Annotated in this window: 9 protein-coding genes and 1 pseudogene; 8 read left to right on the forward strand and 2 right to left on the reverse strand. The window is 71.2% G+C overall.

Annotated features, from left to right (window positions below; genetic code table 11):
- Positions 1-5: 5 nt before the first annotated feature.
- The 5 genes and pseudogenes from TK50_RS27210 (at position 6) to TK50_RS35225 (ending at position 7,787) form a co-directional block, all read left to right on the forward strand.
- Positions 6-662 (forward strand): carbohydrate-binding protein, encoded by a 657-nt coding sequence (locus TK50_RS27210; RefSeq protein ID WP_052503949.1) that lies wholly within the window; start codon positions 6-8, stop codon positions 660-662.
- 1,171 nt (positions 663-1,833) lie between these two features.
- A pseudogene (locus TK50_RS35760) lies at positions 1,834-1,968 on the forward strand (tyrosine-type recombinase/integrase); the annotation flags it as partial.
- Positions 1,969-2,764: 796 nt separating this feature from the next.
- Positions 2,765-3,784 carry a CehA/McbA family metallohydrolase domain-containing protein gene (locus TK50_RS27215; RefSeq protein ID WP_199486150.1) on the forward strand — a complete coding sequence of 340 codons (1,020 nt, stop codon included), beginning with the start codon at positions 2,765-2,767 and terminating at the stop codon, positions 3,782-3,784.
- A gap of 391 nt (positions 3,785-4,175) precedes the next feature.
- On the forward strand, positions 4,176-6,830 hold the full coding sequence (locus tag TK50_RS27220) for a M14 family zinc carboxypeptidase (RefSeq protein WP_241774125.1): 2,655 nt from the start codon (positions 4,176-4,178) through the stop codon (positions 6,828-6,830).
- A 249-nt stretch (positions 6,831-7,079) separates the two neighbouring features.
- A complete protein-coding gene (locus tag TK50_RS35225; RefSeq protein ID WP_241774126.1) occupies positions 7,080-7,787 on the forward strand; it encodes a hypothetical protein in 708 nt (235 codons plus the stop codon).
- Positions 7,788-8,294: 507 nt separating this feature from the next.
- Here TK50_RS35225 and TK50_RS27230 read toward each other — a convergent pair.
- Complete coding sequence (locus tag TK50_RS27230) at positions 8,295-10,400, reverse strand: HelD family protein (RefSeq protein WP_043968243.1); 2,106 nt, start codon at positions 10,398-10,400, stop codon at positions 8,295-8,297.
- A 745-nt stretch (positions 10,401-11,145) separates the two neighbouring features.
- Between TK50_RS27230 and TK50_RS27235 the strand changes: the two genes are divergently transcribed.
- The 3 genes from TK50_RS27235 to TK50_RS27245 all read left to right on the forward strand — a co-directional run bounded on the left by TK50_RS27235 (position 11,146) and on the right by TK50_RS27245 (position 16,835).
- Positions 11,146-11,481: a hypothetical protein gene (locus TK50_RS27235; RefSeq protein ID WP_043968244.1), complete on the forward strand. Its 336-nt coding sequence runs from the start codon at positions 11,146-11,148 to the stop codon at positions 11,479-11,481.
- A gap of 287 nt (positions 11,482-11,768) precedes the next feature.
- Positions 11,769-12,419: a hypothetical protein gene (locus TK50_RS27240; protein ID WP_043968246.1), complete on the forward strand. Its 651-nt coding sequence runs from the start codon at positions 11,769-11,771 to the stop codon at positions 12,417-12,419.
- Between the two features lie 300 nt (positions 12,420-12,719).
- Positions 12,720-16,835, forward strand: coding sequence for a hypothetical protein (locus TK50_RS27245; protein WP_043968247.1), 4,116 nt, complete (start codon positions 12,720-12,722; stop codon positions 16,833-16,835).
- Here TK50_RS27245 and TK50_RS27250 read toward each other — a convergent pair.
- The gene (locus TK50_RS27250; protein WP_043968248.1) at positions 16,824-17,096 is read right to left on the reverse strand and encodes a DUF2610 domain-containing protein; all 273 of its coding nucleotides are present in this window, start codon (positions 17,094-17,096) and stop codon (positions 16,824-16,826) included. The genes TK50_RS27245 and TK50_RS27250 overlap by 12 nt on opposite strands.

Here is a 17,096-nt window from a genome sequence, read left to right on the forward strand (position 1 = left end):
CCGCAGTGATCTCCGGTGCGGTCACGGCCCCGGAGGTCTCCGAGTTCGTCGACGACGGTGCCCGACCCGGGAAACCCGACGTGCCCCCGCTGCCGGTCCGACGGCGGGGGCACGCTTCGGTGGCGGTGGAGAAGTTCACCTACCGGAGTGACGGCACGATCCCCAGCATGAACATGACCACGCAGGGGGCGCCGCAGGTCGGCACGCTGAACCCGTACGTGCGTCAGGAGGCCGAGACCATCGCCTGGTCCTCCGGCGTCGAGACGCAGCCCGCCAGCGGCGGCACGCAGAACGTGTGGTCGATCAACAACGGCGACTACATCAAGGTCAAGGGCGTGGCGTTCGGCACTGGGGCGGCCTCGTTCACCGCCCGGACCGCGTCCGCCGCCAGCGGCGGCACGATCGAGTTGCGTCTGGACAGCGCCACCGGGCCCCTGGTCGGGAATTGCCGGGTGTCGGGCACCGGGGGCTGGCAGACCTGGGCCAACACGTCGTGCGCGGTGACCGGCGCGACCGGCACCCGCGACCTGTACCTGCGCTTCACCGGCGGCAGCGGCGACCTGTTCAACCTCGACTGGTGGCAGTTCGCCACCGGCAGCACTCCCGCCACGTCCTACCGCGTCACCTGCCCCGCACCCAGGACGGCGGCGGCCTGCGCCTGACCATGCCGTCGTCCGGAGAAGTTGACCTTGACGGCGCGCGTTATGAGTGGTTTCGCCTTCATTGCGAGGACGGGCCGCTCCAGACTCTGTTCGTCTATAGGCATCGTCGTTTGCGTGGGTTGCTGTAAGTGTTGATGTCATCGGCTGCCGGACATCGAAATATTTCGCCTGACAGGGCGGTGATGCTGTTGGGGGTGGGGCTTTGGCCTACGGGTCTTGCGTCGGAAGACGCAGCATTTCAGACGTGGACCGGTAAGATGGAGCGAGAGCACGGATTTGCAGGCGTCCTTCCTGCGGACGCGGGTGGTAAAGGGTGGCGTCTCCGTTCGCCTTCAGTTCGGGCGTTCGAGGTGATCAGTGCAGCCGAATGGCGTCTTTTCCTACGTGTGATTGTGCAGTCTGGCGGTGACATTGTAGATGTCGCCAGGGCTATCCGTGCTAATGGGGGGCTGGTCAGCATATTCAGGCTGCTGCGGCGTTGCGTCAGGAGTTTGGCTTAGCGATCTCCGAAGCGCTTATAGTTGTTGGCTGGGCTGAGGGGACTGTTGACGACGATGAGTCTCTTGCGCGCCTTCGGGTCGAAGTTCAAACCCCGCTAAGGGCTGCCGACGCGAACCCGATGCCCGGTCGTGATGGTCAATCCGAGCCGGCTCGGCCCCCGTTTACCCCCCGAAAACCCCGGCCCAAGGATGTCGGTCAGTAACAACTAATGACTAGCGCTTGGCCGTGTTTGTGCAGCTCAGTGGCGGCTTGCGGCAAGCGATGACAAGTTCGATTTGGCTACGTTCCGTAACAAGGGGTCGTCGGTTCGAATCCGGCCGTCCCGACAGCACGTAGAGAGGCCGTCGACCGGGGCATATGCCCTGGCCAACGGCCTCTAATTCATTCTGGCCCGAACCGGCCGCTGCGCGAGATCACCGGTGATGAGCTCGGCCAGACCCTCACCCGGCTGTGGGGCACCGCCGCAGCGTCGACCTGGAACCAGCGCCGCGCCGCAGTCGGCTCGTTCCTCGCCTGGTGTGCCCGCAACGGGTACCCGGCGCCGATGCTGCCCGCCGGCGTCGAGCGCCAGCCCGAGCAGCGCGACGAGACCCGCGCCGTAGACCGCGCCGCCATCGAGCGGCTGCTGACCCGCCGGGACATCCCGCTACGGAAGAAGACCCTGTGGCGGATGCTCTACGAGACCGCTGCCCGCGCGAACGAGATCCTCGCACTGAACATCGAGAACCTGGAAGTGGACGCCCGCCGCGCCCGGATCACCGCCAAGGGTGGCGCCACCGAGTACGTGTACTGGGCCAGCGGTACGGCGCACCTGCTGCCCCGGCTCATTCGCGGTCGCGACCGCGGCCCGGTGTTCCTCTCCGAGCGCCGCCCGGGCCCGGCCCGCCGCCCCAGGCCAAAGACCTGTGCCCGCACACCGGCCGGGCCCGACTGGGCTACGACCGGGCCCGGATCCTGCTGGACCGCTCACCTCACCCGGCGAGGGTCGGCCAGGGTGGGATCTTCACCAGCTGCGCCACTCGGCCGCCACCCACCTCGGCGAAGCCAACGTCGGCCTCCAACTGATCATAGCCAAGGGGCGGTGGCGCAACCCCCGCACCGCCGTGCGCCACGTCAAGCCCGGCGGGGAAGCCGTCGCCGAGGTCACCGAACTACTCGACATCACCCCACCCCGACGCAGCTGAGCGGACCTACCCGCGTACCGCCGCGCGCCGGTGCCGGCTGCCCGGGTGTCGCCAACTGGCTAGCCAGAACGCCCGCACATCCGGCATCTGCCGACTGGTCACCCATCGGGCGATGAATCCGCTACCCCGCCCACAAGATCATCCTTAGCGCTAGTTCCTGTACGGATCTTCCAACCCCGGAGGCCTGCACGCGCTCAAGGACGAAGCGGCGTGGCCAACTGGCGAGTCTGATCCGAGTCGACCGTGCCGGTCGGCGGCTGGGCCGCTGGAGTACGAGACGTGGGCCCACACGTGGCTCTCGTCGACGTCCCCGACCCGCAGGCGTCGGCCGACGCTCTTGTCCCGACCGATCTCGCCGACTCGGGGTCGCGCCGCCGACGTTCGGGCGTTCCCGGATCCAGACCTGCTCATGCCCTGGTGATTCCCCGGCACGCCGACGAGGCGAAGCAGCTCTTCGAGCTGGAGAGCCGGTTCGCCAAGCGGGACCCGTTCCCGGCGGACCCGGGCCGCGACACCGAGGCCAAGATGGTGGAGTTCCTCCGGGTGACCCGGAACATGCCGCACAAGCCGCTGGTGATTGCCCACCACACCTCCCGCTCGGCGACCGGGCTCGGGGTGTACGGGCAGGATCTCCCGCACGAGTTCCGCAACGGCAACGATGCGGCCCCGGACGTGTACGTCGGTTTCGAGTGCGCCCCGGGCCACCAGGCGGGCCCGCTCAACGGCAGCGCGCGGGGCGGTTACGGCAACCACCCCACCTACGGCGGCTACGACCAGGCAACCGCCCGGGTCGGCGGGCTGTGGGACGCGCTGCTCGGCGAGGGGCGGCGCTGGTGGATCACCGCGATCTCCGACTCGCACGTGCACTGGACCCGGGGCGGCAGCGACTTCTGGCCGGGTGAGTACAGCAAGACCTACGTGCTGGCCCGCCAGGAGTATCACGACATCATGGACGGGCTGCGGCACGGGCGGATCTTCGTCACCACCGGTGACCTGATCACCCGGCTCGACGTCACCGCCAGCGGCCAGGGGCGAGCGGCCGGGGCGGGCGAGACCATCACCGTCAGCCGCCGTGACCGCACCGACGTGGACGTCGAGATCAGGTTCCGGCCGCCGGCCGGCACGAACGCCAACGGGGACCGGCCGCAGGTCCGCCGGGTGGACCTGATCGTCGGCCGGGTGACCGGCCCGAGCGCCGACCGGGACGCCGACACCAACCCGACCACCGCCGTGGTGGCCCGCTTCGGTCCGCGCGACTGGCGGCAGCAGGGTGCCCAGTACGTCATCCGGCACACCCTGCGCGACGTCGGGGCCGACAGCTACCTGCGGGTACGTGGCACCAGCACCGACGAGGCCGAGCCGCTGGCCGACGGGCTGGAGAGCCCGTGGAGCGATCTGTGGTTCTACTCCAACCCGGTGTTCGTCCGGGTGCGCTGACCGACCGGTCCCGGCCCGCCGTCGATGGGCCGGGACCGCCGGCACCGGGAAGCCGGGTCCACGGTGGACGCGCAGACTCGCCACCAAACGCCCACATTAGGCCGGGTGTGGGGCAGTTGACGAATCGTGTACCGGCCGCCGGTTGTGAATCTTGACCACCCGAAAGCGCAGGTCATACGCTCCGGGCACCCTTGATTCATTTCCCGGGAAGGGAAACGGGACACCCATGCGAACTGCCCCACTCCGCTCCACATTGCATTCCCGTAAACGGCTGGCGAGCGCCACCGCAATCGTACTACTGGCCGGAATGGCCCCTCTGGTGGTCGGCCCCTCGGCCGCCGCCGCGCCCCCGACAACCTGTAGTACCGATCCCACCGACCGGTTGGCCTCGGTGCCCAGCCCGGAGAGCTACCTCGGCTTCCCGCTCGGCACCGGCCAGGAACGGGTGGTCACCAACGAGGAGGTGCGGGGCTACCTCGACGCCGTGGACACCGCCTCCAAGCGGGTCGTCACCGGCGTGATGGGCACCAGCGTGCTCGGCCAGCCGCTGCCGTACGCGATCGTGTCGAACGAGCGCAACGTGCGGCCGGCCGTGCTCAAGGGTATCGCCGAGGACGTCCGCTCGCTGCGCGACCCCCGGGTGGTCAACCAGCAGCGGGCCGGGGAGATCGCCGAGGCGGCGCCGGCGATCGTCTGGGTCACCGCCAACGTGCACGGTGGCGAGAAGAGCGGCACCGACGCCGCCCTCAAGACGCTGTACGAGCTGGCCGCCGGGCTCTCCTGCGAGGTCCAGCAGCGCAACGACAACCTGATCACGATCATCGTGCCGACGCAGAACCCGGACGGCCGCGACGCCAGCCGCCGGCAGAACGAGTACGGCTTCGACATGAACCGGGACTGGTTCGCCCGGACCCAGCAGGAGACCGACGGCAAGCTCGAACTGATGCGCAGGTATCCGCCGCAGGTCTTCATCGACGCGCACGAGATGGGCGGCAGGCAGTACTTCTTCCCGCCCAACGCCGACCCGATCCACCACGAGATCTCCGGCGAGGCGGTCGACTGGATCAACCGGATCGGTGAGGCCAACAAGGCCGGCTTCGGCTACAACGGCGCGTGCGGCGGCGCGGTGACCACCGAGTGCTACTTCAACTACTCCACCTACGACCTGTTCTTCATGGGGTACGGCGACACGGTACCGGCCGCCGGCTTCGGTGCCGCCGGCATGACCTTCGAGAAGGGCAGTTCGTCGGCGGTGGCCGACCGGGTGCAGCAGCAGTTCCACACCCAGTGGTCGACGCTGGGTTGGGCGGCGACGCACAAGCAGGAGGTGCTCAACGGCTGGTTCAAGGTCTGGAAGGACGCCCTCGCCCAGGGGCGGGCCGGCACGTTGGAGCCCAACGAGGTGGTCCAGCCGACCAACACCGTCCAGTTCCCGGTGCCGAACCAGACCATCCGGTCGTACTTCCTGCTGCCCGACCGGCAGCTCGCCGACGCCCGGCAGCTCGTCGAGCGGCTGCGCCGGATGGACGTGGAGGTCTACCAGGTCCGCAAGGCCGTCAAGCTGCCCAGCGCGAAGATCTTCGGTGGCCGGTCGGCGACCAACCTGACCGTGCCGGTCGGGTCGTACTGGATTCCGATGAACCAGCCGCAGAAGCACTGGATCCAGGCGATCATGGGTGAGGACCCGTACACGCCGTTCCCGTACTTCTACGACGTGTCGTCGTGGAGCAACCCGCTGCTGATGGGCGTGAACGCCGTCTACACCGGCGCGGACGTCAAGCCCAACGCGGAGCTGATCGACAAGATCCAGAACACCGGTGGCGGCAAGATCCTGGCCGCGCCGCCGTTGAAGGGCTCCTACACCTACGAGCTGGACTCCGCCGCCGCGGCCGAGTTCACCTTCACCCTGCTGGGCCGGGGCGTGAACCTGGTCCGGGACCTCGACGACGGCCAGGTGGGGATGCCGGCCGGCGCGTTGACGCCGGAGCTGAACACCACGGCCAAGAAGTTGGGGGTGACCCTCACCCCGTACACCACGGCGGCCGTCGGCACCCCGATCAGCCGGCCGGACGTCGGCCTGTTCCAGGGCACCGGCATCTCCACCACCTCCGGCTCGCACGGCGAGGCCCGGTACGTGCTGGGTAAGCGGTGGGGCCTGGACCTCACCCCGGTCACCACCGCCGACATCAACGACAACACCCCCGCCTTCACCGGCCGGACGGTGCTGCTGGTGCCGGACGGCAGCAACGCGACAGGTGGGCTGACCGCGACCGGGCAGGCCAACCTGCGCAACTGGATCGCCCAGGGCCACACCTATCTGGGCCTGCGCAACGAGGGCACCCGGATGGCCCGCGCCGCCGGTCTCACCTCGACCACCGAGAAGCCGAAGCCGACCGGCTACACGGTGATCGGCTCGCACCTGCGGGTCGACGTGGACGCCGACAGCCCGGTCGGGCTGGGCCGGCCGGCGGAGGACTTCGAGTTCAACAACAACGACCCGATCCTCACCCCGAGCAGCACCGGCCGCAACGTGCTGCGCTACCCGAGCGGGGACACCTTCTGGGCCAACGGTTACACGGTGCAGGGTGACGCGCTCAAGGGCACGGTCGCGGTGGTGGACGAGCCGACCGGCGCCGGTCGGGCGGTGCTGTTCGCGTTCAACCCGCTGTTCCGGGCGTACAACGAGAGTGGCCTGCACCTGGTGGCCAACGCGCTGCTGTACCCGAGCAGCGGCACGGCGGCCCGGACCGCCTCGCCGGTCCGGGTCGACCCGGACCGCGCCGCCGCGGCGGCCACCCCGGTCGCCGAGAACCTCGGCGGCGAGTGGCGGCCGTTCACCATCCAGGTGGCGGCCGGCGACCTGGCCCGCACCGAGGCGGTCGTCGACCGGTACACCGACACCGCGCGGGTCTCGGTGGCACACGGCTCGGCGTACCTGGTGATCCCGAACCCGGAGGGTCTCCAGATCGACGAGCACCCGTTCCTGGGTGACCTGGTGCGGACCCTGCGGGCCGAACAGATCCCGCTGCGCTCCGTGGTGGGCTGACACCGGCGGGTGGGGGCGGCACCTGCGGGTGCCGCCCCCACCCACCCCGCGCGGAGCCGGGCGGGCCGCGTCGGCTAGGAACGGTGCATGCCCCGCTACCTGCTGTTTCCCGGCTGACATCACCTGCTGACCCGGTTCCAGGCCGACTATCTGCACCGGCTCGCCACCGCCGGTCACCACGACGCGCCGGACGGCGACCACGCCACCCCCGACGGCGGGCCGACCGCCACCTCCGGCGACGAGGAGACGGTGGTCTGGGCGGTCACCTCGGCCAACCACGAGAACACCCGCCGCAACCCGGTCCCCTACCACCGGCGGGAGGCGGTGATCGAACGGTTCAGCGTGCTGGCCGGGCTGCGCTCGGTGGTGGTGCCGGTCTTCGACACCGCCGAGACCGACCGGTGCGCCGAGGTGACCCTGAAGAACGTGGCGGCCACCGCCGGTCTGGAGCTGACCCCGGCGGACACCGTGGTCGCCTGTTCGACCCCGCAGGTCGCCGCGATGTACGCCCGACTGGGGTTCCCGATCGCCGGGGTGGAGGCCGACGTCGACCCACCTCCCGCCCGCCCGTGGGACGTGCTGCTGCGGCTGGCCGCCGACGACCCGACCTGGCGGGAGCTGGCCCACCCGGCGACCCTCGACGTCTACGCCCGCTACCGGCTCGACGACCTGGTCCGTGCGGTGGTGTCAGCCACTGCACCCCAACACCCCCGCCGCGCTGGTCCACTCCCTCGGCGTCCCGACCACCGCCGGCCGCGCCGCCGCGATCCGCCAGCACGTCCTCGACATGCCCGCCCCGATCGTCGCGACGGCGCTCGGCTACCACCATGCCACCACCGCCCGTCTCGCCACCGAGGCCGGCACCACCTGGTCCAGCTACGCCCCGGGCAACCACGGACAGTGAGAGCCATGACCATCCGACGGTGTTTTCACGACGAACTGGCGACGGTTGAATAGGCGGTCTTACCAGTCTCGACCCCGGCCCCCACGCGCGCGCCTCCTGGTCGTGTCCATCGACGGGCCCATCCGGCGCGGCCGGGGTGTGCAGCGACAGCGGAACGCCTCCGGCCGCGCGTCCCTGTCGACCGGCACGAGCGGCCCGACCGGGCCGCCTTGAGAATGTGCAGAAAGTCTGAACCACTTCTGAGCCTGACTCCGGGTGCCCAGGCGCAGTGCCGTACCCGGGCCGTCTGGTGGGCCGCTACCCGGGTGGGGTGTCGTCAAAATGGGCGAACCGAGCCGGGAGGATGTTGAGCGCGTCGGTGGGCAGTCGGTAAGGGCGCTGGTCAACTGGTCCACAAGGATCGTCGCGTCGTCGGTCCACTTGGCGTACGCGTCGGGGTAGGCCGAGACTTGGACCGTCTGGGCGGCCTGGGTGAGTGGCATCGATTCCCAGCCGGGGACGGTCAGGAGCTTGTCGAAGAACTTTCCTGCTTGGTAGCTGGGCTCTGAGAAGCAGCGTGGCTACGCAAGCACCAGCTGGCCGAGTTCCTGGGTGCAGCGGGTGAGTGCCACGTAGAGGCCGTTCCAGCCGCGTGGTTCGGCGGTGATGCCGTCGGGGTCGACGAGGAGGGTCGCGTCCCATTCGAGGCCCTTGGACTGGGCCGCGGACAGCACCGGCCCGTCGTCACCCACCGCGGCCTGCAGTTCGGCGATGCGACCGACCGGCGCGATGACGCCGACCGTGCCACCGTGCCATCGCTCGCGCAACTCGCGCACGGCTTCGGCGACCGCGTCGCTGAGCTCGGCGGGCGTCACCATGCGCTCCCAGGGCGAGATGCCGGAGGCGCGTACGGCCCGGGGCGGCTCATTGTGGCTGCCGGCTCGCCGCAGGAACGGTGCGGTGAGCTCCATGACCTCGCGTGGCGTCCGGTAGCAGATGGTGAGCTCCGCGGGGGTCCAGCGGTCGCCGAGAACGGCCTGTACCGCCTGGGCCCAGCTGGTGTGCCGGTGCGCCGCCTCCGCCTGGTCGATGTCGCCGACCGCAGTGATGGAGCGGCTGGGACACCGCCGCACGACCATGTGCCATTGCATCTCGGACAGCTCCTGCGCCTCGTCGACGGCGACGTGGCCGTACACCCAGCCGCGCTGCCGGCGGGCGCGGTCGGCGACGAACTCGCCCTCTTGCTGCGGGGCGTCGCTGTCGCCGAGCAGGTCGGCGACAGCGTCGAGCAGGGGGATGTCGCTCGACGCCCACGGCGCGGGCTCGGCCACGACGGCGGCGATCTCCGCCGCGGACAGCCGCGGGGCGAACCGGGCCACCAGGTCACCGTCGGCCAGGAGGTCGCGCAGCAGGGTCTCGGCGTCCAGGGTGGGCCACCAGGCCTCGACGAACCGGGCGATGGCCGCGTTCTCCGCGATGCGCCGGCGAAGGTCATCCACCTCCTCATCGGAGAGCAGGCCGTCGACGTCGCTGCCGGCGGCGGCATCGGGGTCGTAGTGCATGCTCCGGTCGACGCGGGCCAGGATGTCCTCGAAGCCCTCCTCCATCTCGTTCATCAGCGCCTCACGCTGCTCGACGACGGCATCGGCCAGGATGTGGTGCAGCTGCTCGGCGAAGACCCGGCGAGCCGGATGGTACGGCCGTCTGCGCACCGCGCCGAGCGCCTGTGCCACCGTCGCGGCGGGAATGACGTAGAACTCGCCCTCCCAACGCAGCTTGAGGTCGCGGGCCCGGGGCAGTAGCGACGCGACATAGTCCTCGAGCGCGGGCTGCCAGAGGGCGCGGCCCTTGATCTCGGCGAGCGCCCGGCTCTCGTCGCGGTCCACGCTGATCCCGGGCAGCAGGGTGTCGCAGGTCGCCGGGACGACAGCTGTCTCACCGAGCGCGGGCAGCACCTGGCCGATGTATTCCAGGAACCGCGGGGAGGGGCCGAGGACCAGGACCGCCTGCTCGGCCATCGTCGGGTGGGCGAAGAGCAGGTAGGCGACGCGGTGCAGGGCCACCACGGTCTTGCCGGTGCCGGGACCGCCCTGCACGATCAGCGGGCCGCTCGCCTCGGCCCGGATGATGTCGTCCTGCTCGCGTTGCAGCGTGGAGATCGCCGTGGACATGCGGCCGGTGCGCCGCTGGTTTAGGGCCGCCAGGAGGGCGCCCTCGCCGACGAGATCCGTCGTGATGGTCCCGTCGAGGGGCTCGTCGTCCACGCCGACGACGGCCGATCCCGTCGTACGGATGTGCCGGCGCCGGGCCTGACCTTGCGGGTCGACGGCGGTCGCGGTGTAGAACGGCCGCGCCGCCGGGGCGCGCCAGTCCACCAGCAGTGGCTCGTCGTCCTCGCTGCCCTCGTCGTCGCGGAGGCCGACCCGGCCGATGTGCCGCACGGTACCGTCGAGCCCGTCTAGGCGGCCGAAGACCAGCCCTTCGGTTGCTCGGCGCAGATCCTCGTACTGCTGGCGGAGCATGCGCAGCCGCGCCTGCTCCAGCGCGTCCAGAGCCGCCACCGAGAGCCCGGCCAGCAGGTGGTCGGCAAGCTTGTCGCGCCGGGCCGTGGCCTGGTCGAGAAACTCCTGTTCCTCGGCGATCGCGGCGGACGCCGTGCCGTTGTCCAGAGCAGAATTCCGGCGCATTCGCGAATCCTCGTATCGGCATCGGATCGGAGGTATTTCGCGGCCAGCATAGGGGCAGTTTTCCTGGGCCGCCCATGCTCACTCCCGGCGGAGACAAGAGTCTCACTGCCTTGCGACCGGCGCCTGGATGTGGCCTCGACAATGGTGGGAGCACCGAACGGCTACCCCGATCGAGCGGTCGTTGTAGCCACTCGATCGATCTATCTATAACGTGAATCTTCTGTCGAAGATTGAGTCGTCCGATCGCTATTGCCGGCGACAGCAAAGGAAGGGTCCATGAGCGTGCCCGAGCACTGGTGGGGTGCGAGTAGGAGTTACGTCTCGGAGGAGTTCTCCTGGAGCGGCCTGGCCGGCACCATGATCGAGGGCGGTCTCGACGGTGCCGCGTCCGCTGGTCTCGGGCGACTCGGGGGAGCGTTCGGGACCCGGGCGCTCGGCGGCGCCGCCGGCCGGCTGCCGAGCCTGGGCAGCCGGATGCCTGGCGGAAGCGCAGTGAAGGCCGGAGGCGGCTCCTCGGCCCGCGCCGCAGCGACCAAGAGCGGCGGAGGTCGGGGCGGGAGCGGTGGCGGTGGTTCGTCGGTGCGTACGGTCGACCGGTCCTCGGGTGGCGGCTCGCCGCAGGCGGGGTCGGGCCGCCGGCAGGAGAACTGCCACAGCTGCGACCCTTCGACCCGGGTCCTGGTCGAACGCCGGGCGCGGCGACGAGCCGGATGGCGGCGAGCGTGGCATCGCCGGACGAGGCTGGGTGACGCCGTCCGAGAACCGGACGGTCGCGAACCGCGTAGTCGCGCATCTGGTTCTACTCTGCTGGCACGGCCTGGTGATTGCCGCCTATCTCGCCGTCCTGGACCGGCAGTCGTCGCTGCGGGGGCCGTCGTACGGCAACTCGCCGTGGGAGGACATGGTGATCCTCGGCGTCTACAGTGCGCCGGTGTTCCTCGGCACCCTGCTGGCTGGGCTGTTCTGGCTCTGGAGTCTCCTGGCGGGAGACCGGATTAGGTCGGCCGTGGCGCTCGGCACCGTCGCCACGTCGCCGACGTTCCTGCTCGTGGCGATGGCCACGCTAGTGCACCTCTGGTGAGGATTGTTCCCACCCGATCGACATCCAACGATGCTGCGGCTTCAGCGGAAGGCCCACCTCGACTCCGTCGTGGAGCCTCACACCCGCCCGGTAGCAGTTCCGGCCGACGGCGGGCTCCTCGACCGGGGCGGTGACGGCCCCGCCAGAAGCACGCATGCTGTCGTGCACACGGCCAGGTCTGGTTTCGGCGGGCGTGGTCGTCCAGCGGATCGACCCGGTGCCGCACCGACGTGAGGCGGGAGGCTTGCGATACTCTGCGCCGACAACTGCTTCGGAGATCGGCACACATGATGGGAAGACCGTCGATCGACGGCGTACGACACACCGCGAGACTCGGCATCCTCGTCGTAGTGGCCGTGCTGAGCACAGTCGGGTGTTCGCGCTCTGCGGACACCGTCGAGTCGCGGACCTCGACCCAGCCCTCGCCTAGCCTCGGAACTGCGGCGATGCGCCTCGACAAGCCGGAGAGACTGCTCGGGCGCTGGAACGAGTCAGTCGATCGACGACTGATCGGGCTGGCCGAGAAGAACATGGGTTTCTTCAAGGGGTTTGTCCGGGGAGAGCCGACCAGTGCAGTAGGCACCGCCTATGTGGCAGCCAAGGAGCACTACTCTCCTGAACTCGGGGTCTATCGCGATGACGATCGGTTCATCCTCCTCAGCGGGGTGTCGGGAACCGTCACCGCTCCGGATGCCGTGTTGGACGCGGTGTTCGCCGGGCTGACGGCTGTCGACGATGTAGAGCCGGTCCCGTCCGGTCCGCTCGGAGGGAAGGCACGGTGCGGCGTCGGCCGGAGCAAGGATCTCCGCATCGATGTCTGCGTCTGGGCATCCGCACAGTCCCTCGGCATGATCCATTTCGGTGGCCTCACTGGAGCGGACGACCCAGGGGAGAAATTCAGGCAGATCCGCTCACAGACTGAGCACTCGGCAGGATAGAACCATCGGCCCGACGACGGCTGTCCGTTCGACCACAGGACCGGGCTGCACCGGGAGGCCGACCTGTGGGGCTGGCGATCAGGCTGATCGACTGCAGGAACGAGGCGACCACTGAGCCACCGTCGTGTGCGGCTGCGAGGGGGCCACCACGCACGGGGTCGCCGGGCGTACCCGGAGCGTGACGCTGGATCTCCCTGCCGCCGAGGCGGTAGCGTTCGGCTGGCATGCGCAGCTCACCGCGAGGCCCCTCAGGAGTTTGTCGCCGTGACATCGAGTTCCCATCCTGCCGCCATCGATCTCGTGACGGCACAGGAGCTGGATTCCGAGGACAACCACTGGCACGGGACCCGGACGCTGTACCGAGCCTCCCGGGACTGGCAGGACCGGATGCTGACCGGCCGGCGGGGTTCCGCGCGGCAGGTCGTCGAGGCCGTGGCCGGTCGGCTCCTGGAAGGGCGCATGCACGGGGTGCGCCAACTGCTGGAGAACGCCCGCGTCGAGCGGGCGCGGACGCCACCCGTCCTCCGGGTGTCGCCGTTCCTGCCGCCGTCGGTGCTGCCCCTGCGTGCGGCGCTGGCCGCGGATCCGGACGTCGCCGCCCGGATCATGGCCGAGCCGGCATGGAGCCGCGTCGTGCTGGTCCTCTACGGCGGTGTCCCGCTTCCCGAGGCGCGCCGACACGAGACCCTGCGGCTGCGCCTGACGGCGGACTTCGAGGACGAGGCCATGGGCAGTTCGCGGCGGGCACAGGCAGCTGTCGTCCTCGACCTGCTGACCGCCGGGGCCGACGGGTCGGATCCGGGCGTGGACGATGCGCGGATCGACCCCGCCGCGATCGTCGCCGACTCGCCGCTGACCTCCCGGCTCCTGGCCTGGTTGCGCGACGGCACCGACCTGGCCCTGGTGGGCGACAGCCTGATCGAGCTGGCGTCGGACACCGGCCAGGACGCCAGCCTGCGCGGGGACGCGCTGGTCGCGTGGGCGCTGCTCGGGCGACAGCCCGCGTCGTGGCCGCGGATGGTCGACGACGACGCCGTGATTCGGCGGGTGCGGTGGCGGCTGGGACGCGCGCTGCTGGTGCTCGGTGACGCGGCACGCCGGCTGACCCCGGGGCCGGTGGCCGGCGCGTTCGACGCGCTTCGGCTACCGGGTGCCCGCCAGCATGCGCTGGACAGTGCCGTCGTACGGGCGTTGACCGCGGTGAGCGGGCGGCGTAACGCCTGGACCGGGCTGATGGACGGGCATCTCCCGGTCGCGCTCGTCGAGAACGTCAACGGCCACTCCGAGGACCTGACCTACAACATGGCCGTCTACCTCGACAGCGCTGGCGCCGGGTTGGTCGAGGCGCAGGGGCAGGGTTTGGCGGCGCTGATCGCGACGATCGCCTTCCGGGCCGGCGGTGCTGGGGGCGCAGGCGTCCGCTGGCCGTTGGATCCCTTCGCGCCCCGTGCGGGGCATCCGCTGGCGGAGACGCTGACGGCTGTGCGGTCACTGCACCCGTCGCTTGCGTTCCTCCGCTGCTGGATCATCGACCGGCTGGCCGGCGAGCTGACGGAGGCCCAGTTCGTGGCCGAGGCGGCCTGCCTCGCGTTGCAGGATCTGGATCTCGATCCGGTCAGTGCGACCCGCACCCTCCACCGGCTGCGCCTGCACCCGGCGGGCGAGGGGCAGCCGGTGTCACCGCCGGCGGTCCTGCGGTCCGTCGAGTACCTGGCCGGCCGCGTCGCCGACAGCTACGCGAGGGCGAGGGTCCGGCTCCGGCTGGCGCAGTACACCGGGCAGCGGATCACCGCGGGCCGGCTGCTGGCCGACGCGGCGGAGATCGGCGACGTCCACGACCGCATACGGATGTGGGAGCTGGCCCTCGACCTCGGCGTGACCGACGAAGCCGCCGCGGTCGTCACCGCCCTCACGTCGCTGGTGCCGCAGCTCGTCTCGCCCACGGAGCGGGCACTCGCCGCGGTCCGGCTCGCCCGCCTCACCGGTGAGGACATCCTTACCCGCGCGGTGGCGCACCTGGGCCAGGTGCCGCCGGAGGAGGCTGCCGATCTGCTGTCCCGGCTGCCCGCCCCGCTCGACGACGACCAGGCGGCGGTGCGGGCCGCCGCCCTCGACAGACTGACGGCACCGCAGCTGCGGGCGCGCGCCGAGCAGCGCCTCGCCGAGCCGCTGCTGAGCGTCGAACGTGACCACCGTCCCCCACGGGGGTGGACGGAGAATCCGCACAACCGGCTGCCGCTGCGATGGAGCATCGTCAGCGCCGCGGCGGTGTGTGTCGACGGCCTGCGGGAGCTGGACCGGTCCGGGTCGGCGACCACCCTGCACGGTGATGCCGCCTGGCTGGCCCTGCTGACGCCGGGAACGCGGGCTGCCGCGCTGGCCGCCCTGACCCGGCGCGGCACGACGGAACTGCTCGCCCTCGGCCCGACGGCCGTCGCGGTTCTCGATCGGCTGCTGGCCAGCGGAGAGGCCGACACCGTCGCCGTGGTCCTGGCGCTGTCCCGGTCGTACGTACGCGAACCGGCGGTCCGCCGGTGGCGCGCCGACGCCACGACGGAGGTGGCCGATCTGGCCACCCTGATCAGCGTCGAGTGGGGCGAGGTCGACGCGGGGACGGCGGCGGCCGCCGCCCGGTTGTTCGCCCATCCCGACTCCGTGGTCCGCCGGCGGTTGGCGCAGGCGACCGGGCCGGTTCATGCCGGCCGACGGTCGGGCCCGTGGGCGCTGGCCGGCGCGGCCGGAGCCGTCGCTGTCGCCGCGCTCGCCCGGGCGCTCACCGCCGAGACGCGCCCCGCGGTGGCCGCCGGCCTGCAGATCATGCTGCGCAACGTCGGCCACGACGCCCCGTCGGTTCTGCACGACGCGCTGGGAGAGCTGTCCGACCAGCCGGAGGCACGGATCACGGTGCTGCGCGGGCTGCGCCGGTTCCGGGACTTTCCCGTGGACGCGCTGGTCGCGCTGGCCGCTTCGCTCACCGCCGGCGAGCGGTGGGCCCTGCTGGACGCGCTGCACGTCGTCGCCGAGGAGCCCCGGCGCTGCGGGGTGTCGCCGGAGTGGGTACGCGACCTGGCCTCCGTGGCGATCCACCTGGCAGCCGACGAGGACCCGGCCGTGGCGGGCTCGGCGATGGCACTTCTCGGCCGGTGTGCGCCCGGCGACGCCTCGGTGGTGGCCGCGCTCTGCACCGAGGCCGATGGCGCGGACCTCACCGACCGGCGCGCCGCGGGTGCCGCCACGGGCCTCGGGCATCTGCTCGCCGGCGGCGGGCTCGGACCCGACGAGCAGTCCCGGGCCGTCCAGGTGCTCTCCCAGCGGCTGAACTCGGCCCTGTCCGGGGCGAGCCCGCTGGCTGCGGGCATCCTGGCGGCTCTGGCGCACGCCGGCGCCGACGTCGCATCCCTGCCCGACGACGAACTCGCGGTCCGGGCCCTCGTCGTCGCGGCCAGCACCACGGCGTTCGCGGCCCACCAGCGGTGGCTTCCCGAAACGGCACGGCTCGTCACCCGCGACGCCGATCGGAGCCTGCGGCTGGCCGGCGTCCTGACCGACCTGGCCACCACGGCCGTGGACCGCACCGATCCGGCGGTGCTCGCCGGCACCGTACCGGCCCCGGAAACCCCGGATCTCGTGTCGGCGCTGGCCTCCCTCGCCGTGCTGGGCCAGCAGGCCCCCGACCTGGTACGACAGGCGATCGGCGACCGGGAGGGGCTGACCGGGCGGATCCGCGACGGGCTCACCGGCGGCAGCGTTGCCCTGGCCGAGCAGGCGGTGAGCCTGCTCGTCCTGCTGGAACCCGACGCGGCGACCATGACCGGAGTCCTGACGGCCGTCGCCGGGGCGCAGGCGCTGGAGGACGGGTTGGCGGACGCGGTCGCCGCGCTCGACCGGATCCCCGCGGACGCGGTCGCCGCGCTGGTCACCGCCGCCACCGGCCCGTCACCGACGATCGCGGTCCTGGCTGCCCGCCTGATCCGGGTGCTGGCATCCCGCGACCTGCTCGCCGGCGAAGCCCGGTTGGCGATCGCCGACGCGCTCGACCGGCCCGACCCGTCCACCGTGGCCGTTTCCCCGCAGGTCTTCGACGACGGTCTCCGTGACGCCGGCACCGTCGCCGAGGCGCTGGGCGACACCGCCGCGCAGTTGCGCGGCGGCAGCGTCGTCGGGCCAGAGATCCCGGTCGCCCGGCTGGTCGTGCCGCTCGGCGGCGAGCAGGCGCTCGAACTCGTCCTCCCGGACCGGGTGACGCCGCGGCGGGTCACGGTGGGTCGCCAGATGTCCGCTCTCGACGGACGCGTCGACGCCTCGGTGACCGGCGGGCTGTCCATCGTGATCGATTCCGTGGCGGCCGCGGCACACGAGCACGGTGTCGCGGTGCCCGAGGCGCTCGACGCCCTGCTCGCCTCGCTACGGCGGTGAGTCGGCGGCGGAGACGATCGCCGCCTCCCGCATGGCGTAGGCGACCAGGTCCTCCAACTTCGTGGACTGCTCCACCGCGAGCCGGTGGACCTGGGCGAGCGAGTCGACGACCTCCTGGGGTGCCTGGCCACCCCGCTCCCTGGCGAGCCACGCCAGCTGCTGTTCCAGCGGGTGGCTGTCGGCGCAGGGCTGCCCGACGACAAACGGGAACATCGCCGTCTCGCCGGTGTCGAACGTGCACGGCACCATCAGTCGCCGCAC

Origin of the sequence: Micromonospora haikouensis (assembly GCF_000876225.1) — a bacterium.
Lineage (GTDB): Bacteria > Actinomycetota > Actinomycetes > Mycobacteriales > Micromonosporaceae > Micromonospora > Micromonospora haikouensis.

What these genes read in the sequence shown, in the direction of transcription:
- TK50_RS27230 (WP_043968243.1), bottom strand. Translation starts at nt 10,400, where the DNA reads ATGCGCCGGAATTCTGCTCTGGACAACGGCACGGCGTCCGCCGCGATC.
- TK50_RS27240 (WP_043968246.1), top strand. Translation starts at nt 11,769, where the DNA reads ATGATGGGAAGACCGTCGATCGACGGCGTACGACACACCGCGAGACTC.